Genomic DNA, 18,255 nt, shown 5'->3' with positions numbered 1-18,255 from the left:
CGGATCAGGAGGCAGGGGCGACCTCGAGGAGGGCGCCGGACTCCATCGCGACCCAGACGGTGCCGTCGGGCGCGACCGCCAGGCCGTGTGGCTCCTCGTGCCCGGAAGGGGCGAGGTCGACGAGCGCGACCACCCCGTCGTACCCGACGCGCGCGAGTTCATTCGACCCCCATAGCGTCGCCCACAGGCACGAGCCGTCGGGCGCCGCGGCCACCGCGTGCGGCTTCGACGACGACCACGGCAACGCGAACTCGGCGAACACCCCCGAGCGGTCCACCCGCCCGATCGCCCCGGCCTGCATCTCGGCGAACCACGCCGCACCGTCGTGCCCGACCGTGATGCCCACCGGCCCGGCGTGCGGCGTCGGCACCTCGAACAGCCGCACCGCCGAATCGCCCCCGCGCACATACCCGATCGCGTTGGCCTGGTTCGCCGTGAACCACAGGCTCTCGCCCGACGATGCGATCATCGACACGAACCCCTCGTCGGTGCCGGCCGGAAACTCCGTGACCCGCCCGAACAGGTCGATACGGCCCAGCGCATCCCGCCCCAGCTCGGTGAACCACGCGGTGCCATCGGCCTGCGCCGCCACCCCGAACGGCTGGGCTCCGCGCGTGGGCACTTCCACCCGCCGCAGAACCCCGGATGCACCCACCAGCACGAGCGCGTCGCCCGCGGTGTCGGAGACCCACACCGAGTCGTCGGCCGCCGGCGTCACCTGCGAGACCTGCGCCCCCGCGGCCGACGCGGCGATCGGGATGCGCGTGACACCTTCCGACCCGACTCCAGGCGCGACGCGCAACACCGCACCCGCGTGCACGAGCGTGCACCACACCGCCCCGTCGCGCGTGATCGCGACCCCGTACGGCCCCTCGGCGGCGGTGGCGACCTCGTGCACGACGATCGAGCTCATACCCCGAGCCTAGCCACCGCGACCGGGCCCCTCCGGCGTCCCGATAGAATGGAGGACCTGCCCTCTCCCCGACGAGCCGCCTGGAGGAGTCCGCGTGATCTTGGCCCTGCTGACGTTCGCAGGGCTCGTGGCGCTCACTCCGCTGCTCACGCGCATCCTCTCGACCCGGGTGTTCTACCTGCTCGCGGTGCTGCCGGCAGGCGTGTTCGTGTACACGCTCACGCAGACCGCCACGGTGCTGGGGGGCGGAGCGGTCACCGAGTCGGTGCCCTGGATCCCGCAGCTGGGCATCGCGTTCGCCTTCCGGGTCGACACCCTGGCCTGGCTGCTCGCCCTCATCGTGACGGGCGTGGGCGCTCTCGTGCTGGTGTACTGCGCCCGGTACTTCTCGCCCTCCGAGCCGCAGCTGGGCCGCTTCGCGACCGTGCTGCTCGCCTTCGCGGGCGTGATGTACGGCCTCGTCACCGCCGACGACATCTACGTCATGTTCATGTTCTGGGAGATCACGAGCGTGCTCTCCTACCTCCTCATCGGTCACTACACGGGCCGCAAGGAGAGCCGCGGCGCGGCCCTGCAGGCGCTCCTGGTCACCACCTTCGGCGGGCTCGCGATGCTCGTGGGCATCGTGCTGCTCACGGCGGAGGCCGGCACCACGAGCATCGCCTCGCTCGTGGCCGACCCGCCGGCGGGCAGCGGCGTCGTCACGACGGCGGTCATGCTCATCCTCGCCGGGGCGCTGTCGAAGTCGGCGCTCGTGCCGTTCCACTTCTGGCTGCCGGCGGCGATGGCGGCCCCCACCCCGGTGAGCGCCTACCTGCACGCGGCCGCGATGGTGAAGGCGGGCATCTACCTCGTGGCCCGCTTCGCGCCGGGCTACGCCGACACCCCGGGGTGGATCCCGGTGCTCGTCTCGCTCGGCGTGCTCACCATGCTGCTCGGTGCGTGGCGCTCCCTCCGCCAGAACGACCTCAAGCTGCTGCTCGCCTACGGCACCGTGAGCCAGCTCGGCTTCCTCACCGTGGTCGTGGGCTTCGGCACCCGCGACACCGCGCTCGCGGGCGCCACCCTGCTGCTCGCGCACGCCCTGTTCAAGGCCACCCTCTTCCTCGTGGTGGGCATCGTCGACCACGACGAGGGCACCCGCGACCTGCGCGAACTCTCCGGCCTCGGCCGCCGCCGCCCCGCGCTCGCCGCGATCGCGATCGTCGCCGCCGCCTCCATGGCCGGCGTCCCGCCCCTCCTCGGCTTCGTCGCCAAAGAGGCCGTGCTCACCTCCCTCCTCGAAGCCGCGGATGCGTGGGGCTGGGCCGCCCTCATCGGCATCGCCCTCGGCAGCATCCTCACCGTCGCCTACTCCGCCCGCTTCCTCTGGGGCGCCTTCGCCACCAAGCCCCTCCCCGACGAGGTGGAACACCACTCCGCGCACCACGCCCCCGACCCCCTCATCCTCATCGCGCCGGCGTTCCTGGCCCTCGCCACCCTCGCCCTCGGCATCCTCTCCCCCCTCATCTCCCCCTTCCTCGAGTCCTACGCCGACACCATCCCCACCGAACCCGGCTCCCACGGCGTCTACCACCTCGCCCTCTGGCACGGCCTCGAGCCCGCGCTCGGCATCTCGGCCGCCATCATCGCGGCGGGGCTCGGCCTCTTCGCCCTCCGCAAGCCGTTCGCCCGGTTCCAGCGCAGCCTCCCGCACGTGTTCGACGCCGCACGCGACTACATCCGCATCGTGCGCTCCGTCGACGCGCTCGCCGCCCGCGTGACCCTGTTCGCTCAGAAGGGCGGCCTGCCGCAGTACATCGGCACGATCCTGCTCGTGGTGGTGCTCTGCCTCGGCGCCGCCACCGCGTTCAACCGCACCTGGCCCGAGTCGATCGTGCTCTGGGACTACCCGGCGCAGCTGTTCGTCGCCGCCGCGATGGCCGTGGCCGCCGTGCTCGCCGCCCGTGCCACGCACCGTCTCGCCGCCGTGCTGCTCGTGGGTGCCACCGGGTTCGGCATGGTGGTGCTGTTCGCCTACCACGGCGCACCCGACCTCGCCCTCACGCAGGCACTGGTGGAGACCGTGACCCTGGTGGTCTTCATGCTCGTGCTGCGGCGCCTGCCCACGAAGATCGCCCAGCACAACAAGCCCGTGCGCCGTGGCCGCCGAGTGGTGATCGGTGTGCTGGTGGGCGTGACGATGGGCCTCGTGGGCATCGTCGCCCTCGGCGCCCGCGAGGCGGGAACCCTCACCGACGAGCTCGCCCGGCTCTCCTACGAGCTCGGTCACGGCGAGAACATCGTCAACGTCATGCTCGTCGACATCCGCGCCTGGGACACCATGAACGAGCTCAGCGTGCTCATCGTCGTGGCCACGGGCGTCGCGAGCCTGATCTTCGTCACCGGGCGGAACGCCAGCATCCCGCGTCTGCGCGAGTCACGGGCCAGGCGTCAGGGCATCGCCCGCACCCGCATCGTCGATGACCCGCACACCGCAGACGAGGCGCCCGCCGAGCGCCAGCACTCCTGGCTGCTCGGAGGCCGCACGCTCGCCCCCGAGAACCGCTCGCTCATCCTCGAGGTGCTCGTGCGCCTCATCTTCCATCCCGCGATCGTGGTGTCGATCTTCCTGCTCTTCGCCGGCCACAACATGCCGGGCGGCGGGTTCGCGGGCGGCGTTCTGGCGGGGCTCGCCCTCATCGCCCGCTACCTCGCCGGCGGTCGCTACGAGCTCGGCGAGACGCTGCCGATCGGGCCCGGCGTGCTGCTCGGCACGGGCATGCTGCTCGCCACCGGCACGGCCGTGGGCTCGCTCTTCCTCGGCGCCGACGTGCTCACCTCGGCGTACTTCTCGGCCGAGGTTCCCGTGCTGGGCTACATCTCGTTCGGCACCTCCACCATCTTCGACGTGGGTGTGTACCTCGTGGTGATCGGCGTGGTGCTCGACATCATCCGCGCGCTCGGCGGCGAGGTCGACCGGCAGCAGGCCGAGGCCGGCGACGCCGCCCCGGAGGGCTCGGGCGACGAGCACACGGATGCGCGCGACACCGGCGCGGTACCCGTCGCGACCACGGCGCCTGTGAACGCCGAGACGCCCGCCACGACGAGCGGGGGCCGCCGATGAGTGCCTCCCTCACCCTCGTCGTGCTGATGGCGATCATGTACGGCACCGGCGTCTATGTGATGCTCGAGCGCAGCCTCACGCGCATCCTGATCGGCTTCCTGCTGGTGGGCAACGCCACGAACCTGCTCATCTTCCTGATGTCGGGCCGCGCGGGCAGCGCTCCGATCGTGCCGGGGGGCGAGGTGGCCGCCGACACGGTCGACCCGCTCCCGCAGGTGCTCATGCTCACGGCCATCGTCATCAACTTCGGCGTGACCGCGTTCATCCTGGCCCTCATCTACCGCTCGTGGTGGCTGTCGAACCTCGGCGACGAGGGCGACGACGTGATGAGCGACGAGGAGAAGGAGGAGGCGATCGAGGCTGAGAACGCCGACGAGCTGCAGGCCTCGCTCGAGAGCGACGACACCGCGGTGCTGGAGGTGCTCGACGAAGACGAGGACCACGGCGACGACGACGGCCCGCCGGCCACGCCGGAGCCCAGCGAGCGGGAGAGGGATGTGATGCGATGAGCTCCGCACTCGTTCCCCTGCTCGTGCTGCTGCCGCTGATCGGCGCGGCCGTCACGCTCATCCTGGGCCGTTACCCGCGACTGCAGATCGTCATCTCCGTGTCGGCGCTCACGCTCGTCACGGCCGCTGCCGCTGTGCTGCTGGCGGTGGTCGACCACTCGGGCGAGCCCGTCGTGGTGCGCGTCGGCGGCTGGGAACCGCCGTTCGGCATCGTGCTCGTGGTCGACCGGCTCTCGGCCATCATGGTGGTGGTCTCGGCGCTCATGCTGCTCGGGGTGCTCGTGTTCGCGGTGGGGCAGGGCATCGCCGACCGCGACCGCGACACCCCCGTGTCGATCTTCCACCCGACGTACCTCATCCTCTCGGCCGGACTGTTCGACGCGTTCATCGCCGGCGACCTGTTCAACATGTACGTGGGCTTCGAGATGCTGCTCGCGGCCAGCTACGTGCTGCTCACCCTCGGCGGCACCGGGTCGCGCATCCGGGCCGGCGTCACCTACGTGGTGGTGAGCCTGGTGTCGTCGCTGCTGTTCCTCGGCGCGATCGCACTCATCTACGGCGCGACCGGCACCGTGACGATGGCGCTGCTGTCGGAGCGCATCCGGGCCCTGCCGCTCGACGTGCAGATGATCCTCTGCGTGGCGCTGCTCATCGGCTTCGCGGTGAAGGCGGCCGTGTTCCCGCTGTCGTTCTGGCTGCCCGACTCCTATCCCACGGCCCCGGCGCCGGTCACGGCCGTGTTCGCGGGCCTGCTCACGAAGGTGGGCGTCTACGCCATCATCCGCACCGACCGGCTGCTGTTCTTCGACGTGCCGCTGATGGTGCCGTTGCTCATCGTGGGCGGGCTGACGATGCTCATCGGCATCCTCGGCGCGCTCGCGCAGGCCGATGTGAAGAGGCTGCTCTCGTTCACGCTGGTAAGCCACATCGGCTACATGATCTTCGGCGTCGCGATCGGCACCGAGCTCGCGATGGGCGCCACGATCTACTACATCGTGCACCACATCGCGGTGCAGACGGCGCTGTTCCTCGTGGTGGGGCTGATCGAGCGGGTCGGCGGGTCGACGTCGATCACGAGGCTCGGCGGGCTGCTCAAGAAGGCGCCGTTCGTAGCGGCATTGTTCTTCATCGGAGCGCTCAACCTCGGCGGCATCCCGCCGTTCTCGGGCTTCCTCGGCAAGGTGGGGCTGTTCGAGGCGGGCGCGCAGAGCCCGTCGCCGCTCGTGTACGCCCTCCTCGCCGCCGGAGCGATCACCTCGCTGCTCACGCTCTACGCGCTCATGCGGGTGTGGAACATGGCGTTCTGGCGGCCCAAGGCCGAGGTGGAGGGCTACGAGTCACCCCTCATCGAGTCGCTGCAGGAGAGCCCGGAGACCACGAACGGCACCGCCACCGGCGTCGCGACGGCCACGCGCAACTCGGCGCTCATGACCGGGGCCACCACCGGACTCATCGCCATCACCGTGGCGCTCACGGTGTTCGCCGGGCCGCTGTTCGGGCTCACCCAGCGGGCGGCGGTCAACGTGGTGACGCCCGAGGTCTACGTGGAGTCGGTCTTCCCGGGAGGCACGCCGTGATCGCGCGCATCGCCTCCGGCCTCGTGCCCTTCCTCGGCCTGGTGCTGCTCTGGATGCTGCTCTGGGGCGAGTTCAGCGTGCTCAACCTGCTCGTGGGCATCGGGTTCGCCCTGCTCGTGTCGGCCACCTTCTATCTGCCCGCGGTGCGGTTGAGCGGGCGCTTCAACCCGTGGCGCGCGCTGGTCTTCCTGGTGCGGCTCCTGGCCGACATCGTGGTGGCATCGCTGCAGATCGCCTGGGTGGCCGTGAACCCGCGTTACACGCCGTCGAACGCGATCATCGTGGTGCAGCTGCGCAGCAGGAGCGACCTCGTGATGACGTTCACCGCCGAGGCCGTCTCGCTCGTGCCGGGGTCGATCGTGCTCGACCTCGACCGCGAGCAGGGCACCCTGGCGCTGCACGCACTCGACGTGCACTCCGCCGACGAGCTGCCCCGCCTGAAGCGCGAGGTGCTCGCGACCGAGCGGCGCATCATCCTGGCCGCGGGGTCGCACGACGACGTGGAGCGGCTGCGCGCGGCGGAGAGTACCGACAAGAAGAGCGCCGACACGAGGGAGGCCACCTCGTGATCGTCGTCATCGTGATCGCCGGCGCACTCATGGCCGCCGGCGCGGTCGGCGCCATCTGGCGCATCGTGAAGGGTCCGTCCGCGCTCGACCGCATCATCGCATCCGATGTGCTCATCGCCACCGCGATCATCGCGATCGGCGCCGAGATGGCCGTGAACCGGCACACCGACACGCTGCCTGTGATGCTCGGGCTCGCGCTGTTCGGCATCCTGGGCTCGGTGAGCGTGGCCCGCTTCATGTCGTCGAGGGATGACACCTGATGGACGCGGGCTGGGACATGGTGTGGGACGTGCGCGACGTGGTGACCGCGGTGCTGGTGCTGCTGGCGGCGCTGATGTGCTTCGCGGCGGGGGTGGGACTCATCCGCTTCCCCGACGTGCTGTCGCGGCTGCACGCGGCCACGAAACCGCAGATCCTCGGGCTGATGGCGATCGTGGCCGACGTGGCGGTGACGAACTTCTCGCTCGGCACGCTCACCCTCGCGGTGGCGATCGTGTTCTTCCAGAGCCTCACGGCCCCGGTCTCGGCGCACCTCGTGGGGCGCGCCGCCTACCGCACCGATCACTTCCGCCGCGACATCCTCGTCGTCGACGAGCTGACCCCGGATGCGCCCCGAAATGTCACATAGAACGTACTTTACTCCCAAGTACGGTCGCTATAGCATCTGAAGATGCGCATCGCTTCCGCCGCGGACTACGGCTACCTGGCTCGAGACCGACGCGTGGAGCTGGAGTTGTCGCAGGCCGAGTTGGCCGAGCGCGCCGGGGTCACCCGCCAATGGCTGGTGCGGTTCGAACAAGGCTCCACCGAGACCACGGTCGCGAAAGTGCAGGCGGTATTGCGGGCGCTCGATCTGGTGACGGTGGTTCTCGTGGCGGAGCCCGGTGTGCCGACCGACCCGTCACCCGATGAGCCGCCGGCGAACGAGCGCGCCCAGGCGAGTGCGCCAGGTCGTCGGCGAAGCTCCGCCGGCCGACGTGACTCTCCCCTCCACATCCTTCTCCACGGAAGGCACGTGGCGCGGCTGATGCGGGGTGTGCGAGACGAGTTCAGGCTGGAGTACGAGCCCGAGGCCTCCGACGACCTCACGACCGTGCCGGTGTCGTTGTCACTGCCGCTCGCCAAGCGGGTGCATCGCGGCGAGGCGGTGTGGAACTTCGTCGACAACCTGCTGCCCGACAGCCCTCAGGTGCGGGAGCGCTGGGCGACCCGCGCCGGGCTCACCCGGGCCGACCCGTTCGAGCTGCTCGCGCACTACGGCCAAGACGTGGCCGGTGCGGTGTGGTTCCGTCGCGACGGCTCGCCCGACATCGGCGAGCGCCGCCCGGTCGACGACGAGTGGATCGCCCGCCGCATCCGCGAAGCCCGGGCCGACGCCACCGCCTGGCACGACGACACGCGAGCGCCCGAGGGACAGTTCTCGCTGAGCGGTGCTCAGACGAAGTTCTCGCTCGCCCGCCACGAGGGTGACTGGTTCGAGACCTCGGGAGCGGCCGCATCCACGCACATCGTCAAGCCCTGCGTGCACGGCGTGCCCGACGGCGAGATCGTCGAGTTCATCACGATGCGCGCCGCCGCGCGGCTCGGCATCCCCGCCGCCGCGGTGGAGCTGACCAGGTTCGGCGACCAGCATGCCCTCGTGGTGGAACGGTTCGACCGCGTACAGGATTCGGCTCCGACGCTCCGCCTCCATCAAGAAGACCTGGCGCAGGCGCTCGGCACCCCGCGGCTCGCGAAGTACGAGGTGCACGGAGGCCCCTCGATCGACGCCATCGCGCGACTGCTCGCCGAGACGGCTCCGCTGGCGAGCGATGACTCACGGAAGCGGTTCGCGCGGGTTCTCGCGTTCTCGTGGATCGTGCTCCACACCGACTCGCACGCCAAGAACCACTCGGTGTTCCTCGATCCGGGCGGCGCGCGGCTGACACCGCTCTACGACGCCTCGTCGGTCATCCCGTACCTCGGTGCGGCCGACCTCGACGAGGAGTCGCTCCTCGCCCGCGCCGCCGGGCGGTCGCTGGCCTTCCGGTACGGCGCCTCGGCCGTGGCGGGCGAGATCGGCGGCTTCGAGCTTGGTGCGATCGCCCGGCGGTGCGGCATGCCATCGGCAGAGCTGCTCGAGGCCACGGCGCAGATGTGCGACGCACTGCCGGCCGTCGTCGAGGAGATCGCGGCGGGACTGCCGGCGGAGGTGCGCTCGGAGGTCGTCGAGCGCTATGTGCGCTGGATGCCGCTCCGCGCGGAACAGGCACGAGCATCCCTTCTCTCCGCGTGAGCGCGCGCGACTAAATGACAGAGTCTCATCTGCGCGGTATGCTCGGCACATGACGGGGATGCCAGCGCGTGGAGGGAGGGGGCGGCGGGCTCTCGTGCTCGCCGCTGCGCTGGTGGCCGTGGGCACTGCGGCAGCGGCGATGAGCGGATGCGTGGCGCGGCCGGGCGACGACGACGCGCGGCAGGTGGAGGAGTGGATCGAGCAGCAGGAGTGGGTGCTCTCCGCCACCTCGAGCACCTCGGACGACCCGTGGAGCGCGAGCGCGTCGTTCATCACGCAGCTCGACCCCGCCATCCCCGACGACGATCTCGAGCGACTCGCCACCGAGGCCGAACGGCGCGCAGACGGCAAGGGCTGGCCCGCGGTCTACCTCACCTGGGAGCTCGGCGACGACCGCAGCTTCTCGAATCTGGGCGGGGCGGCCACCCTCGATGTCTTCCTCGCGCTGCGCGACGAGGCCTCGTTCGAGACGTTCACCGCGCGGGGCGCCAACGAATGCTCGGCCTACTGCGCCACGATCGACGCGGAGTCGCCCGCCGGGCTCCTCGCCGCCGTCGAGCGGATGCGCGCGACCGCCGAGGAGGTCGGAGGCGTTCAGCGCAATCTGGGATTCACGGCCACCGACCCGGGCTCGACGTTCTGGGTCACGGCCGAGCTCGACGCCCCGGTCGACGAGGCCGTGGCGGTGTGGGAGTCACTGGTCGCAGCGGGCACGGTCTCGATCAAGTCGGCACGGGCCTGGGTGGTGGAGCCCGTGGGCGACCTGCCACCCGACCAGCTGCTCGACGTCACGGTGGCCGACGAGGCATCGCGTATCGCCGCCGAGCAGCTCGCGGCCGGCCAGAGCGCGGTCGAGGTGCGGGTGAGCGTCGCCGAGGGCTGACGGGAGTAACGTTCGGGCTGAGCGGAAGCTCGCTGCGATACGATCGGTCATTTCACGCCCTCCCGAGGAGCACACTGTGACAGAGTTCTTTACCACCCCGCCGGCGGTCTACATCCTGCACGAGAACGAGACCTGGATCCCGCCGCTGGCCGCCGCGCTCGACGCCGCGGGCGTGGAGCACCGGGAGTGGCGCCTCGACACCGGGTCGATCGACCTCGGCACGGAGCCGCCGCAGGGGGTGTTCTGGTCGCGGCTGAGCGCCTCGGCCCACACCCGCGGGCACGAGGTGGCGAAGGAGAGCTCGCGCGCCGTGCTTCGGTGGCTCGAGTCGTGGGGCCGCCGGGTGGTGAACGGCAGCCGGGTGGTGGAGCTCGAGGTGAGCAAGGCCGCGCAATACGCGGCGCTCCGAGCTGCGGGGTTCGACGTGCCGCACACGATCGCGGTGTTCGGCACGGCCGACCTGAAGCGGCGGGCCCGGCAGCTGCCGACGCCGTTCATCACGAAGCACAACCAGGGCGGCAAGGGCCTCGGGGTGCGCCGCTTCGACACGGTCGACGAGTTCGACCGCTACGTCGACGGCCCCGAGTACGAGGTGCCGGTCGACGGGATCACACTGCTGCAGGAGTACGTGGTGACGCGCGAGCCGTTCGTCACCCGCGCCGAGTTCGTGGGCGGCGAGTTCGTCTACGCGGTCAAGGTCGACACCTCGGCCGGCTCGTTCGAGCTCTGCCCCGCCGAAGCGTGCGCGGTGCCCGGCGCGACAGCCCCGAGCCTCTTCACCGAGCGCACCGACCTCGACGCCTCCACCCCCTTCATCGCCGAGCTCGGGCGCTTCCTCGCCGCCCAGGGTGTGGAGGTGGCGGGCGTCGAGTTCTTCGAGACCGCCGACGGCCGGCTCATCCCCTACGACATCAACACCAACACCAACTACAGCCCGGATGTGGAGGCCGTCACGTCGCGCTCCGCGTCCGCCGCCGTGGCCACGTTCCTCGGGGGCGAGCTGGCATCGCGCTACCAGGCGGTGACCACGTGAGGTTCGGCTACTGGACCCCGGTGTTCGGCGGCTGGCTCCGCAACGTCGACGACGAGCAGATCCCGCTCACCTTCCCCCACCTGGCCGAGATCGCGCAGACCGCCGAGCGGGTGGGCTTCGACCTCACCCTCGTGCCCGAGCTCAACCTCAACGACATCCGCGGGTACGCCGGCCCCACCTTCGACGCCTGGGCCACCACCACGGCTCTCGCCGCCGTCACCTCCACCCTCGAGCTCATGGTGGCGCTGCGCCCGAGCTACCACCCGCCGGCGCTCACCGCGAAGCAGGCCACCACCATCCAGGCCATCGCGGGCAACCGCTTCACCCTCAACGTGGTGTCGTCGTGGTGGGCCGAGGAGGCCAGGCAGTACGGCGTGGAGTTCCACGAGCACGACGACCGCTATGCTCTCACGGCCGAGTACGTGGACGTGCTGCGCGGCCTGTGGACGCAGACCCCGTTCACCCATCACGGCCCCTCCTTCGACTTCGAGGGCACCTACCTCGAGCCCAAACCCGAGGTGCTCCCCCTGATCTATGCGGGCGGCGAGAGCGAGGCGGGCCGGCAGGCCATTTCGGGGTTCGCCGACGCCTACCTCACCCACGGCGGCACCGTCGACGAGCTCGCCGCGAAGATCGGCGACATGCGGCGGCGGCGTGAAGAGCTCGGGCGTGAGCCGTTCGAGCACGTCGGCATGGCCGCGTACGCCATCGCGCGCGACACCGAGCAGGAGGCCCAGGCCGAGCTCGAACGCATCACGGATGTGCGCCACGGCGCCGCCTACGAGTCGTACCAGGAGTTCGTGTCGCGCTCGCACCTCGACACCGCCGTCGACCTCAAGGACTACTCGGTCTCGAACCGCGGCCTCCGCCCGGGCTTCGTGGGCACACCCGAACAGGTCGCCGAGAAGATCCTCGCGTTCGAGGCCGTCGGCGTCGACACGCTGCTGCTGCAGTTCTCCCCGGCACTCACAGAGCTCGAGCGCTTCGCCGAGCAGGTCGTCCCGCTGGTGCGCGGCGAGGTCGCCACGCACGTGGGAGGCTAGCCGTGGAGGCGAGATGACAGAGACCCGGGGGCGGAAGCCCCGCGAGATCGACGAACTCGATCGGCTCATCCTCTGGGAGCTGGCGCGGGACGGGAGGATCTCGAACAACGACCTCGCCGAACGCGTGCACGCGTCTCCCTCGACGACGTCGGCCCGCCTTCGCGCTCTCCGGGACGACGGTCTCGTGCAGTCGATCCATGCGCAACTGGATTGGACGGCGGTCGGGCTTCCCGTTCAGGCGGTGATCGCGGTGCGGATGCGCCTGCGCACCGAGCTCGACTCCTATGCGACGAAGATCGTGCACATGCCATGGGTGGTGTCGGTGTCGTACCTCGGTGGTCCCGATGATTTCCTCATCCATGTCGGGTGCACCTCCACGGAACAGCTTCGCGAGGTCGTCGCGACGTACTTCAACTCCGACACGGCCGTCGCGTCGACGCGGACGCAACTGCTCTTCGAGCACCTCGTCGGAGCGCAGTACATGGATCATCTGAGCGGCTGGTCCGAGATCCTGGGCGATGTTCCGCCTCCTGCCTAGCCCGCAGGAATTCCGGATCCCAGCGGCTGGCAGGGCCCACTGCCGCAGATTCTGCGCAGAAAAAGCCCATCTCCAGATTATTTTGCCCTGAAATCTGCCCGAAACAGGAGCATCTGCATGCTTCTGGCATGACGAACAATCGCGTGACGCTCACTCGGAACCTCTCCGTCGGCTCCATCGTGCTCATGGTGGTGGCAGCGGCCGCACCGCTGACCTGCGTGATCGGCATCATCCCCGTCATGCTCCTGCTGTCGGGGAACGTCGCCGTCCCGGTCTACTTCATCATCGCCGGTCTGATCCTTCTGCTCTTCTCCGTGGGCTACACCCGGATGAGCCGGTTCGTCGATGACGCGGGCGGATTCTTCAGCTACATCCGGGCCGGCCTGGGGTCTGTCGCCGGCGGATCGGCGTCGACCCTCGCCATCGGCGCCTACGGACTCACCCTGATCGCACTGTTCGCCTACGCCGGCGCCTTCGCCGCGCAGCTGGTGGGCAGCGTCTCGGGGTGGACGGACAGCCCGTGGTGGCTCTGGGCGGTCCTCGCGGCGGCAGTCGTCGCTGTGCTCGGATACCGCAACATCGACCTCAGCGCGAAGGCGCTCGGCATCCTCCTCCTCGCCGAGACGCTCCTCGTGGTCGTCCTCGACGTCGCGATCATCGGCCGCGGCCCCGGCGAGGGCTACTCCCTCGACTCCCTGTCACCCGCCACGGCCGCGACAGGTGCACCGGGACTGGGCCTCCTGTTCGCCTTCCTCTGTTTTCTCGGGTTCGAGGCCACGACCGTCTTCCGCGCCGAGGCCAAGGACCCCGAGCGCACCATCCCCCGGGCGACCCTGGTCGCGGTCGGCTCGATCGGGATCTTCTACGCGGCGACGGCGTTCCTCCTGGTGTCGGCGCTGGGGCCGGATGCCGTCGCGGCGGCCACGGCCGACCCCACCGGCGTCATCACGGGTCTCGCCGCCCAGTACCTGGGTCCGGTCTTCGGCGATGTGCTGCAGGTGCTCGTGCTGACCAGCCTCCTGGCGGCGGCCATCTCCTTCCACAACGTGGTGAACCGCTACCAGGTGAGCATGAGCGCCGCCGGTCTCATCCCGGCCTGGTTCGGCCGCATCCACACCACCCATCGCTCTCCCGCGAACGCCTCGATCGCGGTGTCTGGAATCGTGATCGCCGTGCTCGTGGTGACGGCCGCACTCGGTCTCGACCCGATCTCGCAGATCTACGCACCCCTCTCCGGGTGCCTCGGACTCGCGGCGCTGATCCTCATGTGCGCGACCTCGATCGCGGTGATCGTGTACTTCAGGGTTCATCAGCGGCGCGCTCCCCTCTGGGCGACGGTGATCGCACCGGTGATCGCACTGCTCGGACTCGGCGCGATCGTGGTGCTCGCCTTCACGAACCTCGACCTGCTGAGCGGGTCACCGGCGTCGTCGATCTTCTTGATCGCGCTGCTCGTCGTGCTCGCCGCGATCGGCGGTGGTGCAGAGGCCCTTAAGAACCGACGCTCGCGCACCGTGGTCGTGCACTGAATCACCTCCGGTGACCAACCGTCATCCACCCCCACCTCGAAAGGCAGTACACCCGTGTCCACACGTCCGGAAAGCATCATCCCCTCGTCTCAGCGCGCCGTCGCCGAGCAGAACGGCTACTCACCGGCGATCCGCCTGGGTGGGCAGCTGATCGTCTCGGGGCAAATCGGTGTCGACGCGGAGGGCGTCGCGATCCCCGACCCCGAAGGCCAGATCGTGGCCGCCTTCGACGCCCTCGGCGAAGTGCTCGCCGAGGCGGGGATGGGATTCAGCGACATCGTCGAGCTGAAGACCTACCACACCGAGTTCGAGACGCTCGGGTTGTTCCTGGAGGTCAAGGCGCGGTACATCACCGGGCCGGTGTTCCCCGCCTGGACGATCCTCGGTGTCGCCCTGGCCGCCCCCGGGTCGATCATCGAGATCGGCGCGATCGCGTACCGGCCGGAAGAGGGGTGACCCGATGACTGCCACAGACGAACGCCGCTCCATCGTGATCATCGGCGCCGGCATGGCGGGGATGGCCGCGGCCCGCCGGCTCCTCGGCGCCGGCCACGACGTCACCGTGCTCGAGGCACGCACCCGCTCGGGTGGCCGCGTGCACAGCGTGCGCGGGCCGTTCGCCGACGGGATGCACACCGAAGCCGGCCCCCTGTTCGTTCCCACCGACCACGACCACCTCATGGAGTACATCAGGCTCACCGGGCTCGAAGACCGTCTCGTGCCCGTGTCACCCGAGCACCTCGGGGGCTTCCATTACCTGCGCGGGGAACGCTACCTGCACCACGGGGCCACCCCGGAGATCTGGAATCGTGACGGGAGCCTCACACCCGCCTCCTGGCCCGGAGAGCTTCACGACGATGAACTCGACGCCGACCTCGACGCCCTTGCCGAGCTCATCGTTGCGCGCGTCGAGGGCGGACTCGGTGACGTGGACGACCCGTCGTGGCCACCCGCGCATCTCCACGGTGCCGACGAGATCAACGCGCTCGAGTGGCTGGCCTCGCTCGGGGCGAGCCCCGATGCCGTCGAGCTCATCCGAGTCGCGCACCTGGCCAGCTACGGTGACAACGGACGTGACGTCTCGCCCCTGTTCTTCTTGCAGCAGTGGGCCGACCTCAGGCGGCTCGGCACGGCCGGGAGCTACACCGTCATCGAGGGCGGGAACGACGCGATCGCGAACCGGCTCGCCGCCCTCCTCGGCACGGTGATCGACTACGGCTGCGAAGTCACCGACATCCGTCACGACGACCGCGGGGTCGAGGTCGGCTATCTGCGCCGTGGTGCTCGAACGGCGCTGCGCGCCGACCACGTGATCTCGGCGATCCCGTTCGCGTGCCTCGACGAGATCGCGATCGAGCCCGCACTCCCGCCCGCGAAGGCGGCCGCGGTGCACGAGCTGAAGGGCACCTCGCTGGCCCACCTGTTCATCCAGTGCAAGGAGAGGGTCTGGCGGCGTCCCGACGGCCGCGGTGTCATCGCCCTCACCGGTACCGACACCGAGCTGGCGACGATCATGCGCGACGCCACGTTCGCCGTTCCGGGATCACGCGGCATCCTCGACCTCTTCATGGTGGGCCCGCAGGCCGAGCGCATGGACGCCCTCGACGACGACGCTCGGCTGTCGGCGGCGCTAGAGGCACTCGAGACGATGTTCCCCGGCATCTCGGAGGCGGCGGAGGGGGCACACTACCACTCCTGGAACACCGAGCGGTTCAGCCGCGGTGACTACGTGACCTACACCACCGGCCAGTTCCTCAGGCTGTGGCCGCACGTCGCCACCCCGGTCGGCCGCATCCATTTCGCCGGTGACCAGACCGCGGTCAAGTCGGGATGGATGGACGGCGCCATCCGATCGGGGCACCGAGCGGCCGCCGAGATCCTCGACGACATCGCAGCCGCCTAGTGCAGCTGCTCTCGCCAGTTCAGCGGCACGTGCCCGGCAGGCCCGGGCGCCGGCTGGTCGAGCGGGTGCGAGGTGGGCGGGGCGAGCTCGGGCCCCTCCGCGTACTGCGCCGAGCCGTAGTCCCAGAACCAGTCCTCGCCCGGCTCGAAGCTCTGCACGATCGGGTGGCCCGAGGTGCGCGCGTGCGCCGTGGCGTGCTGCGAGGGCGAGCTGTCGCAACATCCGATGTGCCCGCACTCCGCGCAGCGCCGCAGGTGCAGCCACCACCCGTGCTGCGGGTCGCAGTCGGCGCACCCCGTTCCGCTCGGCACTGCCTCGACGTCGATTCCGCGCATCCCGCTCACCCTTGCATCGTACCCACGCGCATCCGTTCGCCGCCCGGCAACACGGATGCCCGGGTGGCCCCCGGTGAGTCACCCGGCACCACGCATCGAGCAGGATGCGCGAGCTAGGCTCGTCGCCATGGGGAACGACGTGCCGATGGAGGAGCTGATCCGCGCCGCACATCCGGTGCTGACCACGGAACAGCTGGGCCGGCTCGTCGCATACGGCGCCGAGGAGACGGTGGCCGTGGGAGACACCGTCTTCGAGTCTGGGGAGGCCGCGCCCGACCTCATCGTGATCCTCGAGGGGTCGATCGACCTCGAGCAGGCCGCCACGGTCGACGCCCCTGCCGAGGTGATCGCGCGGTTCGAGGCGAACGACTTCGTGGGCGAGCTCAACCTGCTCACCGGGCAGCGCATCTTCCTCACCGGACGGGTGGCCGAGCCGGCGCGGGTGGTGCGCATCACGCAGAAGGAGTTCCGGCGGCTGATGGCCGAGGAGCCCGACATCTCCGACCTGCTGCTGCGGGCGCTCGTGGCCCGGCGCAGCAAGCTGCAGCGCACGGCAGGGGCGCGGGGCATCGAGATCATCGGCAGCAGCCTGTCGTCGCGGGCGCTGGCACTCCGCACCTTCGCGGCGCGGCAGCAGCTGGCGCACACCTGGTTCGACTGCGACAGTCTCGACGGCCAGTCGCTGCTTCGCGCGGCGGAGCTCACGGCCGACGACCTGCCGGCCGTCATCCTGCCCGACGCCGTGCTGCGGAACGCCACCCCGGGCATCCTGGCCGAGAACATCGGGCTGTCGGTGCCGCGCAGCTGGGGGTCAAAGATCGTCGACCTGGCCGTGATCGGGGCCGGGCCCGCGGGGCTCGCCGCTGCGATGTACGGGGCCTCGGAAGGGCTGCGAACCGTGCTGCTCGAGGCCACCGCGACCGGTGGGCAGGCGGCGGCGAGCTCGCGCATCGAGAACTACCTGGGGTTCCCCTCCGGCCTCAGCGGCGCTGAGCTCACCGGGCGCGCGATGGTGCAGGCCGAGAAGTTCGGGGCGCACCTCTACAGCCCGTGCCGGGTGATGCGGCTCGACACCGTCGACGGGCCACTGCGCCTCACGCTCGACGACGACGCGATGGTGCAGGCGCGCTCGATCATCATCGCCACCGGGGCGCAGTACCGCTCGCTGCCGCTGCCCGGGTGGTCGCGGTTCGAGGGTGCGGGCATCTACTATGCGGCCACCGAGCTCGAGGCGCGGGCGTGCGGGCAGACCGCGGTGACCGTGGTGGGCGGAGCGAACTCGTCGGGGCAGGCGGCGCTCTTCCTCGCCGAGCACGGCGCGAGCGTCACCATCGCGGCGCGCCGCGACGAGCTCGGGGCCACCATGTCGGCCTACCTCGTGGAGCGACTGAAGGCGCACCGTCGCGTGACGATCCGCACCCGCACCGAGGTGACGGCGCTGCACGGCGACACGGCGCTCGCGGGCGTGACGCTCACCGACCGGGCGAGCGGGATCGCGGTCGACCAGGACTGCAGCGGGCTGTTCTGCTTCATCGGGGCCGAGCCGTCGACGGGGTGGCTGCAGGTGGCGGATGCGGGCTGCGGGGCGAGCGCGGCCGGTGCAGTCAGCGTGGATTCCGGGTCGGGCGCGAGCACCGCGTCGATCGCGGCAACTGCCTCGGAGCTGCGAGTGCTCACTGACCACGCGGGCTTCGTGCTGACGGATGCGCAGATCGCGCGCGAGGGCGACGAAATGCCCGAGGCCTACCGCCTCCTCGGCCGGGCGCCCCTCGCCTACGAGACCAGCGTGCCCGCCGTCTTCGCCGCGGGCGACGTGCGCCTCGGCTCGATGAAACGCGTCGCCGCCGCCGTCGGCGAGGGTGCCAGCGCTGTGCGCTCCGTGCACGTCGCCCTCGGCTCGCGCACCTGAGCCCGACCACTCACCCCCGGCCGCGCATCCCGCACTCCCGATCGACCGGTCGCCAAGTGCCCCCCCCCCCCACGACCACGGGGCCGGGCTGGATCCTTTCCAGGCGGCCCATGCTCTTCATCGGGCTGATCTC

At 70.4% G+C, this 18,255-nt stretch carries 17 protein-coding genes; 15 read left to right on the top strand and 2 right to left on the bottom strand.

Features of this window, described 5'->3' with window-relative positions:
* Positions 1-4: 4 nt before the first annotated feature.
* Positions 5-913 carry a Vgb family protein gene (locus N1031_RS09200; protein WP_259479331.1) on the bottom strand — a complete coding sequence of 303 codons (909 nt, stop codon included), beginning with the start codon at positions 911-913 and terminating at the stop codon, positions 5-7.
* Positions 914-1,007: 94 nt separating this feature from the next.
* On the opposite strand from N1031_RS09200, the gene N1031_RS09195 reads away from it, so the two are divergent.
* From N1031_RS09195 to N1031_RS09130, 14 genes are all read left to right on the top strand, one after another.
* Positions 1,008-4,019 carry a Na+/H+ antiporter subunit A gene (locus N1031_RS09195; protein WP_259479330.1) on the top strand — a complete coding sequence of 1,004 codons (3,012 nt, stop codon included), beginning with the start codon at positions 1,008-1,010 and terminating at the stop codon, positions 4,017-4,019.
* Positions 4,016-4,528 (top strand): sodium:proton antiporter, encoded by a 513-nt coding sequence (locus N1031_RS09190; protein WP_259479329.1) that lies wholly within the window; start codon positions 4,016-4,018, stop codon positions 4,526-4,528. Before N1031_RS09195 ends, N1031_RS09190 begins: the two co-directional genes overlap by 4 nt.
* Positions 4,525-6,105: a Na+/H+ antiporter subunit D gene (locus N1031_RS09185; protein WP_259479328.1), complete on the top strand. Its 1,581-nt coding sequence runs from the start codon at positions 4,525-4,527 to the stop codon at positions 6,103-6,105. The genes N1031_RS09190 and N1031_RS09185 overlap by 4 nt, the downstream gene beginning before the upstream one ends.
* Positions 6,102-6,674 (top strand): Na+/H+ antiporter subunit E, encoded by a 573-nt coding sequence (locus N1031_RS09180; RefSeq protein WP_259479327.1) that lies wholly within the window; start codon positions 6,102-6,104, stop codon positions 6,672-6,674. Before N1031_RS09185 ends, N1031_RS09180 begins: the two co-directional genes overlap by 4 nt.
* Complete coding sequence (locus N1031_RS09175; protein ID WP_310795677.1) at positions 6,671-6,934, top strand: MrpF/PhaF family protein; 264 nt, start codon at positions 6,671-6,673, stop codon at positions 6,932-6,934. Before N1031_RS09180 ends, N1031_RS09175 begins: the two co-directional genes overlap by 4 nt.
* Complete coding sequence (mnhG, locus tag N1031_RS09170; RefSeq protein WP_259479326.1) at positions 6,934-7,302, top strand: monovalent cation/H(+) antiporter subunit G; 369 nt, start codon at positions 6,934-6,936, stop codon at positions 7,300-7,302. The genes N1031_RS09175 and mnhG overlap by 1 nt, the downstream gene beginning before the upstream one ends.
* Positions 7,303-7,344: 42 nt before the next feature.
* On the top strand, positions 7,345-8,949 hold the full coding sequence (locus tag N1031_RS09165) for a HipA domain-containing protein (protein ID WP_259479325.1): 1,605 nt from the start codon (positions 7,345-7,347) through the stop codon (positions 8,947-8,949).
* A 49-nt stretch (positions 8,950-8,998) separates the two neighbouring features.
* Entirely contained in the window at positions 8,999-9,832 is an 834-nt protein-coding gene (locus tag N1031_RS09160) for a hypothetical protein (protein ID WP_259479324.1), read from the top strand.
* Between the two features lie 76 nt (positions 9,833-9,908).
* Positions 9,909-10,865, top strand: a complete 957-nt coding sequence (locus N1031_RS09155; protein WP_259479323.1) for an ATP-grasp domain-containing protein — start codon at positions 9,909-9,911, stop codon at positions 10,863-10,865.
* Positions 10,862-11,908 (top strand): LLM class flavin-dependent oxidoreductase, encoded by a 1,047-nt coding sequence (locus N1031_RS09150; RefSeq protein ID WP_259479322.1) that lies wholly within the window; start codon positions 10,862-10,864, stop codon positions 11,906-11,908. The genes N1031_RS09155 and N1031_RS09150 overlap by 4 nt, the downstream gene beginning before the upstream one ends.
* Positions 11,909-11,921: 13 nt before the next feature.
* Positions 11,922-12,446, top strand: a complete 525-nt coding sequence (locus N1031_RS09145) for an Lrp/AsnC family transcriptional regulator (RefSeq protein ID WP_259479321.1) — start codon at positions 11,922-11,924, stop codon at positions 12,444-12,446.
* 128 nt (positions 12,447-12,574) lie between these two features.
* A complete protein-coding gene (locus N1031_RS09140; RefSeq protein ID WP_259479320.1) occupies positions 12,575-13,975 on the top strand; it encodes an APC family permease in 1,401 nt (466 codons plus the stop codon).
* A gap of 54 nt (positions 13,976-14,029) precedes the next feature.
* A complete protein-coding gene (locus tag N1031_RS09135) occupies positions 14,030-14,431 on the top strand; it encodes a Rid family hydrolase (protein ID WP_259479319.1) in 402 nt (133 codons plus the stop codon).
* Between the two features lie 4 nt (positions 14,432-14,435).
* A complete protein-coding gene (locus N1031_RS09130; RefSeq protein ID WP_259479318.1) occupies positions 14,436-15,878 on the top strand; it encodes a flavin monoamine oxidase family protein in 1,443 nt (480 codons plus the stop codon).
* On the opposite strand, the gene N1031_RS09125 is transcribed toward N1031_RS09130, so the two are convergent.
* Complete coding sequence (locus N1031_RS09125; RefSeq protein WP_259479610.1) at positions 15,875-16,213, bottom strand: UBP-type zinc finger domain-containing protein; 339 nt, start codon at positions 16,211-16,213, stop codon at positions 15,875-15,877. The two genes, N1031_RS09130 and N1031_RS09125, sit on opposite strands and share 4 nt — an antisense overlap.
* Positions 16,214-16,340: 127 nt before the next feature.
* On the opposite strand from N1031_RS09125, the gene N1031_RS09120 reads away from it, so the two are divergent.
* Positions 16,341-18,122 carry an FAD-dependent oxidoreductase gene (locus N1031_RS09120; RefSeq protein WP_259479317.1) on the top strand — a complete coding sequence of 594 codons (1,782 nt, stop codon included), beginning with the start codon at positions 16,341-16,343 and terminating at the stop codon, positions 18,120-18,122.
* The last annotated feature ends 133 nt before the right edge of the window (positions 18,123-18,255 follow it).

The sequence above is a fragment of the Herbiconiux moechotypicola genome (genome assembly GCF_024979255.1).
In the GTDB taxonomy this organism is placed as follows: domain Bacteria; phylum Actinomycetota; class Actinomycetes; order Actinomycetales; family Microbacteriaceae; genus Herbiconiux; species Herbiconiux moechotypicola.
Note: the sequence above shows the minus strand (reverse complement) of the source record. Positions and strands in the feature narration are given on the sequence as shown.